Source organism: Burkholderia sp. BE17, assembly GCF_009362305.1.
Taxonomy (GTDB): Bacteria; Pseudomonadota; Gammaproteobacteria; order Burkholderiales; family Burkholderiaceae; genus Burkholderia; species Burkholderia pyrrocinia_C.
Window position 1 is genome coordinate 128,388 of the sequence record NZ_WHNU01000020.1, and the last position, 14,019, is coordinate 142,406.

Genomic DNA, 14,019 nt, shown 5'->3' on the forward strand with positions numbered 1-14,019 from the left:
CGGGCACGCGTATCAGGCCGCGGCGGCGCGCGCGGCGCCCCGGCGGCCGAGCCACGCGTCCACGAGTTGCGCGAAGTTGCCGGCGACTTCGTCGATCAGCGCCTGGTCGTCGATGCGGCCGGCGAGCCAGTTCAGCGACGCATCGGCCCACAGCGTGCGCCCGACCATGAAGCCCTTGACGATCGGGTTGGTCGCCGAGCGGAAGCTGTCGACGAGGTATTGCAGCGGCTGGTTCAGCCCGAGGATCACCGCGCCGCGGCAGTGCGGGTCGCGCTCGGCGATCAGCGCGGCGAGCCGCGCCCAGCCGTCGGCGCTCAGCGGCGTGAGCTTCCACCATTCGGGCATCACGCCGAGGTTGTAGAAGCGCGCGACCGCGCGCAGCACCGCATCGTCCTCGGTGCCGGCCGGCGTGACCGCGCGCGGCGGAATGACTTCCAGCAACAGCTCGTTGCCGCTGGCGCGCGTGGCTTCCCACAGCTCCAGCACGCGCTGCTCCTGCTCGACGCGCAGGTCGACGTCGTCGTCGGGGTGGTAGTGAACGAGGCACTTCACGACCTGCTCGGTCGGCCAGTGCGTAAGCGACGAGCCGACCGAGCGCGTCTCGTCGAAGCGCAGCGGCCGCGAGCCCGGCAGCTCGACCGGGCGGCCGACCCACCAGCCGCGCCCGGTGGCCGACGCGAGCGCGTCGCTGCCGTACGCGCCGCCGTCGATCAGCACGCCGACATGGCCTTCGATATGACGATCGCGCTCGACCTGTTCGGCCGCGCGCACGAGCAGGCGCTTCAGCGTCTTGATTCGCGCCTCGTCCGCGCCGGCCTGCACCGCGAGTTCGTAGAACTGGCTGCGATGGTCGAACGCCATCACGCACAGGTCGTCCCATTCGCGGCGCGGCACCGTGACGCGATGCAGGTGCGCGAGCGTGCGGTCCGCGTCGACCACGGGATTGCGGCTGCCGTCGAACCAGTGCGCGAGTTCGGCCGGCGTCGGCATCGCGGCCGAGCACGCGTGGCGCGACACGACGATCGCGCCGCATGCGTTCGCGATGCGCGTCGCTTCGGCCCAGTCGCGGCCGCGCAGCAGCCCGGACAGCAGGCCCGACAGGAACGCATCGCCCGCGCCGAGCACGTTGAGTACCTCGACGCGTTCGCCGAGGAAGGTCGGCGCATCGTCGATCCGCGCGGGGATGTCGCCTTCGATCACGCAGCAGCCGAGCGCGCCGCGCTTGACGACCAGCGTGGCGTTCGTGATCCCGCGCACCGCCTGCAACGAACCGATCAGGTCGTGCGGCACGCCGCCCGCGATCAGGAATTCCTCCTCGGTGCCGACCAGCAGGTCGAATTCGCCGAGCACCTGCTGCAACTGCCGCGTCACCTGCGCGTCGGGCACGTAGCGGTTCTCGCCCGCGCCGCGCGCGGTCAGCCCCCACAGCACGGGCCGGTAGTCGATATCGAGAATCCGCACGACGCCGTGGCGGCGCGCGTAGCCGAGCGCGGTCAGCGACGTTTCGCGCGTGGCCGGCGTGGAAAGATGCGTGCCGGTGATCGCGAGCGCGCGGCAGCCGGCGATGAAGTCCTCGCGGATCTCGTCGGCGCGCACGGCCATGTCCGCGCAGTTCTCGCGCACGAACAGCAGCGGGAACGTGTCGCGATCCTTCAGCCCGAGCAGCACCAGCGCGGTGAGGCGCTCGCGGTCGGTCTGCAGCTGGCTCGTGTCGCAGCCTTCGCGCTCGAGCGTCTCGCGCAGGAAGCGGCCCATCTGCTCGTCGCCGACGCGCGAGATCATCGCGGTCTTCAGCCCGAGCCGGGCGACGCCGAACGCGACGTTGCCCGACGAGCCGCCGAGATACATCTGGAAGCTGCGCGCGTCCTCCAGGCGGCTGCCGTACTGCTGCGCATAGAGATCCACGGCCACGCGGCCGAGGCAGGCGAGATCGATGGGGCGGTCACTCGGAAAGTTCAGCAGGCTCATATCACGTATCACGCTCGCGGCCGGCGTTCGGCGCTGCCGGCAGTTTAGGGGACCGATCCTCCGGCGGCGGTCCGCGACGTGCGCTGCACGACGCGAGGCTGCCTGCCGCAAGGAATCGGGCTACGGACGCAGTCTAGACTTTTTGGAAATACAGTTCCCTAGGTGAAATCACGTAGAAATAAATTTCCAAATTTTCGAGGAAGTGATCTACAGTTTCATCCGGATGCTTCAGTCCGTATCGGACTCGGCCCGGCGGCGCGCAACGTGCCGTCTTCCGCCCCCCGGAGATGAGGAGACAGAGTGATCATGAAGACCAAGCTGATGGCCGTCGCGGCCGCCGCGATCCTGGCTGCGCCGCTCGCGCACGCCGAGAAGATCGGCGTGACGATGGCGTCGTTCGACGACACGTTCCTGACGATCCTGCGCAACAGCATCACCGACGCAGCGAAGAAGGACGGTGCGACGGTGCAGATCGAGGACGGCGGCAACGACGTCGGCAAGCAGTTGAGCCAGGTTCAGAACATGATCGCGCAGAAGGTCGACGCGATCATCGTGAACGCGGTCGATACCGACGCGACGCCGAAGATCACGAAGATGGCGACGGCGGCGAAGATCCCGCTCGTCTACGTGAACCGCAAGCCGGTCGATTTCGACAAGCTGCCGGCCGGCGTCGCGGTCGTCGCGTCCGACGAGAAGCAGTCGGGCACGCTGCAGGCGCGCCAGGTGTGCAAGCTGCTCGGCGGCAAGGGCGACCTCCTTGTGCTGATGGGCGAGCTGTCCAACGAATCGGCGCGCGCCCGCACCAAGGACATCGAGGACGTGATCGCGACGAAGGACTGCTCGGGCATGAAGATCGTCGACAAGCGCGAAGGCAAGTGGAGCCGCACGCAGGGCCAGGACATCACGATGAACTGGCTGAGCTCCGGGACCAAGTTCGACGCGATCGTGTCGAACAACGACGAAATGGCGATCGGCGCGATCAACGCGCTGAAGGCCGCGCGCAAGTTGACGCCGAAAACCGTCGTCGCCGGCATCGACGCGACGCCGGACGGCCTGGCGGCGATGAAGAGCGGCGAGCTGAAGGTGTCCGTGTACCAGAACGCGGCCGGGCAGGGCGCGCAGTCGGTTGCCGCCGCGCTGAAGCTCGCGAAGAAGCAGCCCGTCGACCGCTTCGTGAACGTGCCGTTCGAGCTCGTGACGCCCGAGAACATGAACCAGTACGCCAAGCACTGAGCGGCGATCCGTTGAACTGCGCGGGCCCGGCCTGGCCGGGTTCGCGCGCGAATTGTCGAGGAACGTCCATGTTTACAGCCAGGATCGCGCGCCCGATGGCCGGCGTCGACGCGCCGGCCGCTTCATCCGGAGGGTCGCCCGGCGCATCCGGATCGTCCGGTTCGCCGGCTTCTGCCGCGGCCGACTGCGTGCTCGAGGTGCGCGGCGTCGGCAAGTCCTTTCCCGGCGTCGTCGCGCTCGACGGCGTGCAGTTCCGCGTGCGCCGCGGCACCGTCCATGCGCTGATGGGCGAGAACGGCGCGGGCAAGTCGACGCTGATGAAGATCATCGCGGGCGTCTACACGCCCGATCAGGGCGAGATCCTGATCAACGGCGAACCCGTCGTGCTGAACGGCCCGCTCGATGCGCTCGACCGCGGGATCGCGATGATCCACCAGGAACTCAACCTGATGCCGTACATGACGGTCGCGGAGAACATCTGGATCCGCCGCGAACCGAAGAACCGCTTCGGCCTGATCGACCATGCGGAGCTGCGCCGCCGCACGGCCGCGCTGTTCGAGCGGCTGTCGATCGACATCGATCCGGAAACCGACGTGCGCACGCTGACGGTCGCGAGCCGGCAGATGGTCGAGATCGCGAAGGCCGTGTCGTTCGACTCGGACGTGCTGATCATGGACGAGCCGACGTCGGCGCTGACCGACAAGGAAGTCACGCACCTGTTCCGGATCATTCGCCAACTGCGCGAGCAGGGCAAGGGCATCGTCTACATCACGCACAAGATGAACGAGCTGTTCGAGATCGCCGACGAGTTCTCGGTGTTCCGCGACGGCAAGTACATCGGCACGCATGCGTCGAGCGACGTCACGCGCGACGACATCATCCGCATGATGGTCGGGCGCGAGATCACGCAGATGTTCCCGAAGGAAGAGGTGCCGATCGGCGACGTCGTGCTGTCGGTGAAGAACCTCGCCGTCGACGGCGTGTTCCGCGACGTGAGCTTCGAGCTGCGTGCAGGAGAAATTCTCGGTGTCGCGGGCCTGGTCGGCTCGGGGCGCTCGAACGTCGCTGAGGCGCTGTTCGGCGTCGTGCCGGCCACGTCGGGCGAGATCCGGATCGACGGCAAGCCGGTGCGGATCGCGACGCCCGCGCAGGCGATGAAGCACGGGATGGCGTTCCTGACCGAGGACCGCAAGGACAGCGGCTGCTTCCTGAATCTCGACCTGCTCGCGAACATGGAAGCGGCGGTGCTCAGCAACCGCTACGTGAAGTTCAATTTCGTGCAGCAGGCGCAGTTGAAGCGAGACTGCGAGGAAATGAGCCGGATGCTGCGCGTGAAATCGCCCGGCCTGCACGAGGAGATCCAGAACCTGTCGGGCGGCAACCAGCAGAAGGTGCTGATCGGCCGCTGGCTGCTCACGCAGCCGCGCATCCTGATCCTCGACGAACCGACGCGCGGCATCGACGTCGGCGCGAAGGCCGAGATCCACCGGCTCGTCAGCGCGCTCGCCGGCAAGGGCGTCGCGGTGCTGATGATCTCGTCGGAGATGCCGGAGGTGCTGGGGATGAGCGACCGCGTGATGGTGATGCACGAAGGGCGCATGACCGGCATCGTCGAACGCAAGGACGCCGACCAGGTCCGCATCATGGATCTCGCGTCGCGTTGAGCCGAAACAAGATTGGAGACAAAGAAATGGGCAACCTGAACCCGGTCGCGGACGCGCAGACCATGACAATCAAGTCGCGGCACACGAAGTGGCCGCCGGAGCTGAGCATCTTTCTCGTGCTGGTCGGCATCAGCCTGTTCTTCGAGATCGTCGGCTGGATCGTCGTCGGCCAGAGCTTCCTGTTCAACGCCGAGCGGCTCGAGATCATCGTGCTGCAGATGGCCGTGATCGGCATCATCGCGGTCGGCGTGAACCTCGTGATCATCACCAGCGGGATCGACCTGTCGTCGGGGTCGGTCGTGGCGGCGGCCGCCGTCGTGTCGGCGAGCCTCGCGCAGGTGTCCGACTTTCCGCGCGCGGTGTTCCCGCACCTGACCGACCTGCCGATCGTCTGGCCGGTGCTGGCCGGCGTGTGCGTCGGGCTGCTGGTCGGCCTGCTGAACGGCTCGCTGATCGCGATGACGGGCATTCCGCCGTTCATCGCGACGCTCGGCACGATGGTCGCCGCCCGCGGGTTCGCGAAGTGGTTCACCAACGGCATGCCCGTGTCGATGCTGACCGACCAGTTCGCGGCCATCGGCGCAGGCGCCAATCCGGTGATCATCTTTCTCGTGATCGCCGCGATCTTCCACGTCGTGCTGCGCTACACGCGCTTCGGCAAGTACACCTATGCGATCGGCGCGAACCGCCACGCGGCCGTCGTGTCGGGCATCAACGTCACGCGCCACCTGGTGTTCGTCTATGCGATCGCGGGCCTGCTGAGCGGGATCGCCGGCACCGTGACGGCCGCGCGCGCGATCTCGGGCCAGTCGGGCATGGGCGTGATGTACGAGCTCGACGCGATCGCCGCGGTCGTGATCGGCGGCACGTCGCTGTCGGGCGGCCTCGGCCGCGTGACGGGCACCGTGATCGGCGTGCTGATCCTCGGCGTGATGACGTCGGGCTTCACGTTCATCCGCATCGACGCGTATTACCAGGAGATGGTCAAGGGCGCGATCATCGTCGCGGCCGTGATCGCCGACCAGTATCGCAACAAGAAGAAGCGTCGCTGACCCGGCCTGTCCGACCGGAATCCGATATCGACAAGGATGCCTGATGAAGATCGCACTGGACCCCTACATGATTCGCCACCTGCCGCTGGACCGGCTGCCGCATGCGGTGGCCGAACTCGGCTACGACCAGATCGAGCTGTCGCCGCGCAGCGATTTCCTCGACTGGTGGGTGATGCCGCGCGCGACGCGCGAACGCATGGCCGCGTTTCGCCAGGCGATGCGCGCAAGCGGCGTCGGCCTCGCGTCGCTGCAGCCGATGTACCGCTGGGCGAGCCCGTTCGAGGACGAGCGGCTATGGGCCGTGCGCTGCTGGAAGAAGGCGATCGAGGTCGCGGTCGAGATGGAGTGCGCGCTGATGGTGTCCGAGTTCGGGCGCGGCGCGTCGCCGGAGCGCTCGGTCGGCGAGCGGCCGGGCGCGAACCCGAAGGAGCTGTGCGAAGCCGCGTGGTTCCGTTCGATGGACGAGCTGCTGCCGATTCTCGAACGCGAGGGCATCGTGCTGTCGGTCGAGCCGCATCCGGAGGACTGGATCGAGCAGCTGCAGCCCGCGATCGACATCGTCACGAACCTCGGCTCGCCGTCGCTGAAGCTGTCGTATATCGCGCCGCACACGTTCTATTACGGCGACGACATGGCCGCGATGATCGCGCAGGCCGCACCGATCCTCGCGCACGTGCGCGTGGCCGACACCTTCGACCACCGCAAGAGCAGCCAGCTGCGCTACATCGTGAACCCGCCGGGCTCGAACCAGATCCGCGTGCACCAGCATCTCGACATCGGGCAGGGCGAGATCGACTGGGACGTGTTTTTCCGTGCGCTCGGTACAGCGGGCTTCGACGGCGTGATGTCGTCGTGCGTGTTCGCGTGGGAGGACCGCGCCGAAGCATCGTCGCGCTACATGCGCGACGCGATCCAGCGCTACGTCGATCGTCATTTCGATCGCACGATGCGCTGAACGATTACTGACCGGCGCGGCCACGGGCCGCGCCGCTGATGAACGACTGGAGACTCCCAGATGACCTTGCAAATCGGCGTGATCGGCTGCGGCGCGATCGGCCAGGACCATATCCGCAGATTGACGCGTACGCTGTCCGGCGCGCGCGTCGTGGCCGTCAACGACATCGATCCGCAGCAGGCGCGCGATGCGGTGACGAAATACGGGCTCGATGCCGAAATCTACGGCGACGGCCATGAAGTGGTCGCGGCCGCCGACGTGCAGGCCGTGCTCGTCACGTCGTGGGGGCCGACGCACGAAGCGTTCGTGCTCGACGCGATCGCGCACGGCAAGCCCGTGTTCTGCGAGAAGCCGCTCGCCGTGACGGCCGACGGCTGCATGCGGATCGTCGAAGCGGAAGTCGCGCACGGCAAGCGGCTCGTGCAGGTCGGCTTCATGCGGCCGTACGACGAAGGTTATCGCGCGCTGAAGCGCGTGATCGACAGCGGCGAGATCGGCGCGCCGCTGATGCTGCATTGCGCGCACCGCAACCAGTCGGTCGGCGAGCGCTACACGACCGACATGGCGATCACCGACACGCTGATCCACGAGCTCGACGTGCTGCGCTGGCTGCTCGGCGAGGATTACGCGAGCGCGCAGGTCGTTTATCCGAAGAAGACGCGCCATGCGTCCGCGCATCTCGCCGATCCGCAGATCGTGCTGCTGGAAACCGCGAGCGGCGTGCGCATCGACGTCGAGATTTTCGTGAACTGCCAGTACGGCTACGACATCCAGTGCGAGGTGGTCGGCGAGCAGGGCATCGCGAAGCTGCCGGATCCGCCGGCCGTGGGGCTCAAGCGCGCAGCGCGGCAATCTGTCGACATCATGACCGACTGGAAGGAGCGCTTCATCGCGTCGTACGACGTCGAGCTGCAGGCGTTCATCGACGGCGTGCGGCAGGGTGCGCTGACGGGCCCGTCGGCCTGGGACGGCTACGCGGCGGCGGTTGCTGCCGACGCGTGCGTGCGGGCGCAACAGAGCGGCGCGGTCGAACCGATCGCAATGGCCGAACGCCCCACGTTCTATCGCGGCTGAATCGTGGCCGCGTCGCGACGACTCGTGCGGCCGTGCGCCGCTTTCCTGCCGGACTGACCGACATGACGATGAAGATTGGTTGCGCGCCCTGCTGCTGGGGCGTCGACGACGTGAAGAACCCGCACCTGCCGCCGTGGCGGCACGTGCTCGCCGAGGCCGCGCAGGCCGGCTACTCAGGCATCGAGCTCGGGCCGTACGGCTATATCCCGCTCGAACTCGACGTGGTTAGCGCGGAGCTCGAGCGGCAGCGCCTGAGCATCACCGCCGGCACGATCTTCGACGATCTCGTGTCGCCGGAGAACCTGCCGAACCTGCTGCGCCAGACGCGCGAGATCTGCGCACTGATCACGCGGCTGCCGAAGCTGCCGACGCAGGACGGGCAGCGCTACGCGGCACCGTACCTGGTCGTGATGGACTGGGGGCACGAAGAGCGCGATTACGCGGCCGGCCACGCCGATCGCGCGCCACGGTTGTCCGGCGAACGCTGGGCGCGGATGGTCGAGCACATCCGGCAGATCGCGACGATCGCGCGCGACGAGTTCGGCGTGCGCGCGGTGATCCATCCGCATGCGGGCGGCTACATCGAGTTCGCGGACGAGATCGACCGGATCGTCGCCGATCTTCCGGCCGATACGGTCGGCCTCTGTCTCGATACGGGCCACCTGTACTACTCGGGCATGGACCCGGAAGCCTGGCTGCGCCGCCATGCGGCGCGTCTCGACTACGTGCATTTCAAGGATATCGACAGGGCCGTGTACGACGCGGTGATGGGCGAGCACATCGCGTTCTTCGCTGCATGCGCGCGCGGTGTGATGTGCCCGATCGGCACCGGCGTGCTCGACTACCGGTCGATCCGGCACGCGCTCGACGACATCGGCTACGCGGGCTACATCACGATCGAGCAGGAACGCGACCCGCGCAATGCGGGCACGAGCCTGCGCGACGTCGCCGCGAGCCGCGCGTTTCTCGCGTCGGCCGGCTTCGCATGAACATTCGCATGAACACCTGAACCACCGAAACCCCGAACACGGACCAGGAACACCACCATCATGATTGACGGACAGATTCTGCTTGGACACTCGATTCGCTGGGGCATGGTCGGCGGCGGGCTCGGCAGCCAGATCGGCTACAGCCACCGGTCGGCCGCGTTGCGCGACGGCAGTTTCGATCTGGTCGCCGGCGCATTCGACATCGATCCCGAGCGCGGCCGCCAGTTCGGCGTGAAGCTCGGCGTCGCCGCCGAGCGTTGTTATCCCGACTACGCGACGATGTTCGACGCCGAGGCGCGTCGCCCGGACGGCATTCGCGCGGTGTCGATCACGACGCCGAACAACACGCACTTCGAGATCTGCCGCGCCGCGCTGAATGCGGGGCTGCACGTGGTCTGCGAGAAGCCGCTGTGCTTCACGACCGACGAGGCCGGGACGCTGCAGCGGCTGTCGGTCGAGAAAAACCGGATCGTCGGCGTCGCATACGGCTATTCGGGTCACCAGATGATCGAACAGGCGCGCGAGATGATCGCGCGCGGCGATCTCGGCGAGATCCGCATCGTGCAGATGCAGTTCGCGCACGGCTTCCACAGCGAAGGCGTCGAGGCCGCGAGCGCGGCCGCGCGCTGGCGCGTCGACCCGAAGTTCGCGGGCCCGAGCTACGTGCTTGGCGATATCGGCACGCATCCGCTGTACATCTCCGAGGTGATGGCGCCGGAGCTGAAGATCCGGCGGCTGATGTGTTCGCGGCAGAGCTTCGTGAAGAGCCGCGCGCCGCTGGAGGACAACGCGTTCACGATCATGGAATACGACACGGGCGCGATCGGCTACGTATGGTCGAGCGCGGTCAACGCGGGTTCGATGCACGGCCAGAAGGTGCGCGTGATCGGTTCGAAGGCGAGCGTCGAATGGTGGGACGAGCATCCGAACCAGTTGCGCTATGAAGTGCAGGGGCAACCCGCGCAGGTGCTCGATCGCGGGATGGGCTACCTGCATCCGAATGCGTTGCGCGAGGATCGCATCGGCGCCGGGCATCCGGAAGGGTTGTTCGAGGCCTGGTCGAATCTCTATGCGCGCTTCGCGCTCGCGATGGATGCGGCCGATCGCGGCGACGCCGCGGCGCTGAAGGACATCCGCTTTCCGGACGTTCACGCGGGCGTCGAAGGCGTCCGATGGGTCGAGAACTGCGTGCGTTCCGCCGACGCGGGCGGCGTGTGGGTCGATTATCGTTGAGCAGGGCACGACGAGCCGGCTGTCGGTGCGCTGTGTTCCGCAACGCACCGGCCGTCGGCCTCGGTAGACACCCTAATCTTTACGACGCCGCGAGAGCGTTGGACAATCGTTTCCAGTCTTGCCGTGGAGCGTGTGCAGGTGATGATCGAGCGCGTGGGAGCGAAACGCGCGGCGCGGGCCGTGCCGCAAACGTGATTAAATTCGCCCTTCATGCATGTATCCAGGTGAGCCTCGGGCCGCGTCCGTCAGCATCGCGCGCGCACCGGGGCCGTCAACTTCGCGCCATCCGATGAGTTCATCCGAGAAACCTCCCGCCACCGTCGAGCAGTTCCTGCAGCACCTGACGCAGGAATACGACGGCCTCAGCAATCGCTTGAAGGTCATTGCGCGCCACGTGGAAACGCATCGGGACCAGCTGGGCCTGGAAGGCATCCAGTCGCTCGCGGAAGCGTGCGGCGTGCAGCCGTCTGCCGTCGTGCGCTTCGCGAAGCATTTCGGCTTCTCCGGTTTCTCCGAGATGCAGCGGTTGTTCCGCGAAGGGCTCGCGCAGCAGATCGCGCCGGGGCGCGCATACAACCTGCGGCTGCGCGACGTGATCGAATCGGGCTCGTCGAGCCTGCAGCCCGAGCAGATCGCCGACGAATTCATCAAGGGCAGCATTGCCGGGATGCAGCAACTGCGGCAGACGCTCGACCCGCAGGCGCTCGCGCAGGCCGTCGAGCTGCTCGCCGACACGCAGGCGATCTGGATCGCCGGCTCGCGGCGCGCGTTTCCGATCGCCGTGTATCTCGACTATGCGCTGCAGCACACCGACAAGCGCATCGGGCTGTTCAGCGCGCTCGGCAGCATGCATCTCGGGCAGATCCGGTCGGTGCGCAACGGCGACGTGATGATCGTCATTTCGTTCATGCCGTACGCGGACGAGACCGTGCAGGTCGCGCAGCAGGCCGTGCAGCGCGGCGCGCGCCTGATCGCGATCACCGACAGCCGGATGAGCCCGCTCGCGCGGGAGGCCGAGGTGACGCTGATGGTGCAGGACAGCGAGACGTTCGGGTTCCGTGCGCTGACGGCCACGATGGGCCTCGCGCAGAGCCTGTTCGTCGCGCTCGCGTACCGGCTCGAACTGTCGTACCTGCCGACCGCCGACGGTGCGCACGGCAAGAAGGCCGGCTGACGCATTCTGCCGGCGCACCGCCCGCCGATCGATCAGGCGGGCGGCGCACCGGCGGGCTTACTTCGCGGTCGGCATCGCGAATTCGGCACCCTTGCCGATGCTCGACGACCAGCGCTGCATCACCGACTTCTGGCGCGTGTAGAAGCGCACGCCTTCCTCGCCGTACGCATGCATGTCGCCGAACAGGCTCTTCTTCCAGCCGCCGAAACCGTGCCACGCCATCGGCACCGGAATCGGCACGTTGATGCCGACCATGCCGACCTGGATGCGCCGCGCGAATTCGCGCGCGATGCCGCCGTCGCTCGTGAAGCACGACACGCCGTTGCCGAATTCGTGCGCGTTGATCAGGTCGACCGCTGCGCCGAAATCCTTCACGCGCACGCAGCCGAGCACGGGCCCGAAGATTTCTTCCTTGTAGATCCGCATGTCGGGCGTCACGTGGTCGAACAGCGTGCCGCCGGTGAAGAAGCCGGCCTCGCGGCCCGGCACGCGCAGCCCGCGCCCGTCGACCACCAGTTGCGCGCCTTCGCTCACGCCTTGCTCGATATAGCCTTCGATGCGCTTCAGCACCTCGCCGGTGACGATCGGGCCCATCTCGACTTCCGGTTGCATGCCGTCGCCGATCACCAGCTTGCGCGCGCGTTCGGCGACCGCCGGCACGATCCGGTCGGCCACGTCGCCGACCAGCACCGCGATGCTGATCGCCATGCAGCGCTCGCCGGCCGACCCGTACGCGGCGCCGATCAGCGCGTCGACCGCCTGCTCGATGTTCGCATCGGGCATCACGACGAGATGGTTCTTCGCGCCGCCGAGCGCCTGCACGCGCTTGCCCGACTGCACCGCGCGCTGCTGCACGTAGGCCGCGATCGGCGTCGAGCCGACGAAGCTGACGGCCTGCACGTCCGGATGGTCGAGCAGTGCGTCGACCGCGCCCTTGTCGCCCTGCACGACGTTGAACACGCCGGCCGGCAGCCCGGCCTGAGTGAGCAGGTCGGCGATGAACAGCGCCGCCGACGGGTCGCGCTCGCTCGGCTTCAGCACGAACGTGTTGCCCGTCGCGAGCGCGACCGGGAACATCCAGCACGGCACCATGCACGGGAAGTTGAACGGCGTGATGCCCGCGACCACGCCGAGCGGCTGGCGCATCGTCCAGTTGTCGATGCCGGTGCTGACCTGGTCGGTGAAGTCGCCCTTCAGCAGCTGCGGCACGCCGCATGCGAATTCGACGATGTCGATGCCGCGCGCGACTTCGCCCTGCGCGTCGGAGAACACCTTGCCGTGCTCGGCCGTGATGATTGCCGCGAGCGTGTCGCGGTGCTCGTTCATCAGCTGCAGGAAGCGGTGCAGCACACGCGCGCGGCGGATCGGCGGCGTCTCGGCCCAGGCCGGGAACACGGCGTGGGCGGACGCGACGGCCCGCTGCACTTCGCTGGTGTCCGCGAGCGCCACGCGGCGCACCGCGCGGCCGAGCGCCGGGTTGAGGACGCCCTGGAAGCGGCCGCTGCGGCCGGCGATGGCTGCGCCGTCGACATAGTGGCCGACGTCGGCGTCGGACGTGTACGCGGGAACCGGATTCATCGTGTCTCCTGGGGATGAGGGGGGAACGGAACCTAGTCTAGGGAAACCGGCAGGGCGGGAGAAGCCCGCGCAACTTGATTCACTGTTCAGAATTCTGAATAATCGACGGATGAATCAGCAAAATGTCCAGGCGCTCTGGCCGCATATCCATTCGCTGACGGTACTGGCCGCGGCCGGCAGTTTCACGGCCGCCGCGCAGCGGCTCGGCATCAGCAAGGCCGCGATGAGCCAGCGCATCGCCGATCTCGAAAAGGCGGCCGGCGTGCCGCTCGTGCGCCGCACGACGCGCAGCGTGCGGCTCACCGATGCGGGCCAGACGCTCGTCGACAGCACGCGCGACGCGTTCGAGTCGATCGGGCAGCATTTCGCGCGCGTGAAGGACCTGGCCGGCGAGCCGCGCGGCCTGCTGCGCGTGACGGCGCCGGTCGCGCTCGGGCGCCAGCAGGTCGTGCCGCACCTGCCCGATTTCCTGCGGCAGCATCCGGGCGTGCACATCGAGCTCGACCTGTCGGACCGGCTGCATTCGCTGACGCAGGAAGGCTTCGACCTCGCGATCCGCCATACGACCACCGCGCCGCAGACCCACGTCGCGTGGAAGCTGTGCGACACGCGCTCGCTGCTCGTCGCGAGCCGCGACTACCTCGACGCGCGCGGCGCGCCGCGGCACCCGAGCGAACTCGTCGACCACAGCTGCCTGTGTTACCTGCGCGACAACGAACCGGCCGCATGGAGCTTCGAGCCGGACGGCCGGCGCCGCCAGCGCGTGAGCGTGCCGGTGCGCGGCTGTTTCGCGGCGAACAACAGCGAGGCGATGCGCGAGGCCGCGCTCGGCGGGCTCGGCATCGCGCTGCTGCCGGATTTCAGCGCGCGGCGCGATCTCGACGCCGGCCGGCTCGTCGCGCTGCTCGACGGCTGGCGGCCGTCGGGCGCGTTCGGCGATCACATCTTCGCGATCCGCCCGTACAGCCCGGTCGTGCCGAGCGCGGTGCGCGCGCTCGTGCGGCACCTGCGCGAACGGCTCGCGGGCGGCTTCTCCGGCACGTGACGCCGGCGCCCGCGGCGCCGGGCCGCGGGCTGCCCGGGCTGCCCGGGCGGGCAG

The 14,019-nt window shown here is 67.9% G+C and carries 11 protein-coding genes; 9 read left to right on the forward strand and 2 right to left on the reverse strand.

What is annotated here, in order from left to right:
- Window positions 1-12 precede the first annotated feature (12 nt).
- Entirely contained in the window at window positions 13-1,968 is a 1,956-nt protein-coding gene (locus GD429_RS18895) for a bifunctional 5-dehydro-2-deoxygluconokinase/5-dehydro-2-deoxyphosphogluconate aldolase (RefSeq protein WP_152858894.1), read from the reverse strand.
- A 306-nt stretch (window positions 1,969-2,274) separates the two neighbouring features.
- On the opposite strand from GD429_RS18895, the gene GD429_RS18900 reads away from it, so the two are divergent.
- From GD429_RS18900 to GD429_RS18935, 8 genes are all read left to right on the forward strand, one after another.
- Window positions 2,275-3,201 (forward strand): sugar ABC transporter substrate-binding protein, encoded by a 927-nt coding sequence (locus GD429_RS18900; protein WP_152858895.1) that lies wholly within the window; start codon window positions 2,275-2,277, stop codon window positions 3,199-3,201.
- A 68-nt stretch (window positions 3,202-3,269) separates the two neighbouring features.
- Window positions 3,270-4,865 (forward strand): sugar ABC transporter ATP-binding protein, encoded by a 1,596-nt coding sequence (locus GD429_RS18905; protein ID WP_152858897.1) that lies wholly within the window; start codon window positions 3,270-3,272, stop codon window positions 4,863-4,865.
- Between the two features lie 26 nt (window positions 4,866-4,891).
- Window positions 4,892-5,917 carry an ABC transporter permease gene (locus tag GD429_RS18910; protein WP_152858899.1) on the forward strand — a complete coding sequence of 342 codons (1,026 nt, stop codon included), beginning with the start codon at window positions 4,892-4,894 and terminating at the stop codon, window positions 5,915-5,917.
- A gap of 43 nt (window positions 5,918-5,960) precedes the next feature.
- Complete coding sequence (locus tag GD429_RS18915; protein ID WP_152858901.1) at window positions 5,961-6,872, forward strand: sugar phosphate isomerase/epimerase family protein; 912 nt, start codon at window positions 5,961-5,963, stop codon at window positions 6,870-6,872.
- A gap of 60 nt (window positions 6,873-6,932) precedes the next feature.
- Window positions 6,933-7,946: a Gfo/Idh/MocA family oxidoreductase gene (locus GD429_RS18920; protein ID WP_152858903.1), complete on the forward strand. Its 1,014-nt coding sequence runs from the start codon at window positions 6,933-6,935 to the stop codon at window positions 7,944-7,946.
- Between the two features lie 62 nt (window positions 7,947-8,008).
- Window positions 8,009-8,935, forward strand: a complete 927-nt coding sequence (locus GD429_RS18925) for a TIM barrel protein (RefSeq protein WP_152858905.1) — start codon at window positions 8,009-8,011, stop codon at window positions 8,933-8,935.
- A gap of 60 nt (window positions 8,936-8,995) precedes the next feature.
- Window positions 8,996-10,168 (forward strand): Gfo/Idh/MocA family protein, encoded by a 1,173-nt coding sequence (locus tag GD429_RS18930; protein ID WP_152858907.1) that lies wholly within the window; start codon window positions 8,996-8,998, stop codon window positions 10,166-10,168.
- Window positions 10,169-10,457: 289 nt separating this feature from the next.
- The gene (locus GD429_RS18935; RefSeq protein WP_152858909.1) at window positions 10,458-11,342 is read left to right on the forward strand and encodes a MurR/RpiR family transcriptional regulator; all 885 of its coding nucleotides are present in this window, start codon (window positions 10,458-10,460) and stop codon (window positions 11,340-11,342) included.
- A 57-nt stretch (window positions 11,343-11,399) separates the two neighbouring features.
- Here GD429_RS18935 and GD429_RS18940 read toward each other — a convergent pair whose 3' ends face one another.
- Window positions 11,400-12,920 carry a CoA-acylating methylmalonate-semialdehyde dehydrogenase gene (locus GD429_RS18940; protein WP_152858911.1) on the reverse strand — a complete coding sequence of 507 codons (1,521 nt, stop codon included), beginning with the start codon at window positions 12,918-12,920 and terminating at the stop codon, window positions 11,400-11,402.
- A 109-nt stretch (window positions 12,921-13,029) separates the two neighbouring features.
- Between GD429_RS18940 and GD429_RS18945 the strand changes: the two genes are divergently transcribed.
- Window positions 13,030-13,965, forward strand: a complete 936-nt coding sequence (locus tag GD429_RS18945; RefSeq protein WP_152858913.1) for a LysR family transcriptional regulator — start codon at window positions 13,030-13,032, stop codon at window positions 13,963-13,965.
- Window positions 13,966-14,019: the final 54 nt, after the last annotated feature.

What these genes read in the sequence shown, in the direction of transcription:
- GD429_RS18905 (WP_152858897.1), top strand. Translation starts at nt 3,270, where the DNA reads ATGTTTACAGCCAGGATCGCGCGCCCGATGGCCGGCGTCGACGCGCCG.
- GD429_RS18915 (WP_152858901.1), top strand. Translation starts at nt 5,961, where the DNA reads ATGAAGATCGCACTGGACCCCTACATGATTCGCCACCTGCCGCTGGAC.
- GD429_RS18900 (WP_152858895.1), top strand. Translation starts at nt 2,275, where the DNA reads ATGAAGACCAAGCTGATGGCCGTCGCGGCCGCCGCGATCCTGGCTGCG.
- GD429_RS18930 (WP_152858907.1), top strand. Translation starts at nt 8,996, where the DNA reads ATGATTGACGGACAGATTCTGCTTGGACACTCGATTCGCTGGGGCATG.
- GD429_RS18945 (WP_152858913.1), top strand. Translation starts at nt 13,030, where the DNA reads ATGAATCAGCAAAATGTCCAGGCGCTCTGGCCGCATATCCATTCGCTG.
- GD429_RS18940 (WP_152858911.1), bottom strand. Translation starts at nt 12,920, where the DNA reads ATGAATCCGGTTCCCGCGTACACGTCCGACGCCGACGTCGGCCACTAT.
- GD429_RS18935 (WP_152858909.1), top strand. Translation starts at nt 10,458, where the DNA reads ATGAGTTCATCCGAGAAACCTCCCGCCACCGTCGAGCAGTTCCTGCAG.
- GD429_RS18920 (WP_152858903.1), top strand. Translation starts at nt 6,933, where the DNA reads ATGACCTTGCAAATCGGCGTGATCGGCTGCGGCGCGATCGGCCAGGAC.
- GD429_RS18895 (WP_152858894.1), bottom strand. Translation starts at nt 1,968, where the DNA reads ATGAGCCTGCTGAACTTTCCGAGTGACCGCCCCATCGATCTCGCCTGC.
- GD429_RS18910 (WP_152858899.1), top strand. Translation starts at nt 4,892, where the DNA reads ATGGGCAACCTGAACCCGGTCGCGGACGCGCAGACCATGACAATCAAG.
- GD429_RS18925 (WP_152858905.1), top strand. Translation starts at nt 8,009, where the DNA reads ATGACGATGAAGATTGGTTGCGCGCCCTGCTGCTGGGGCGTCGACGAC.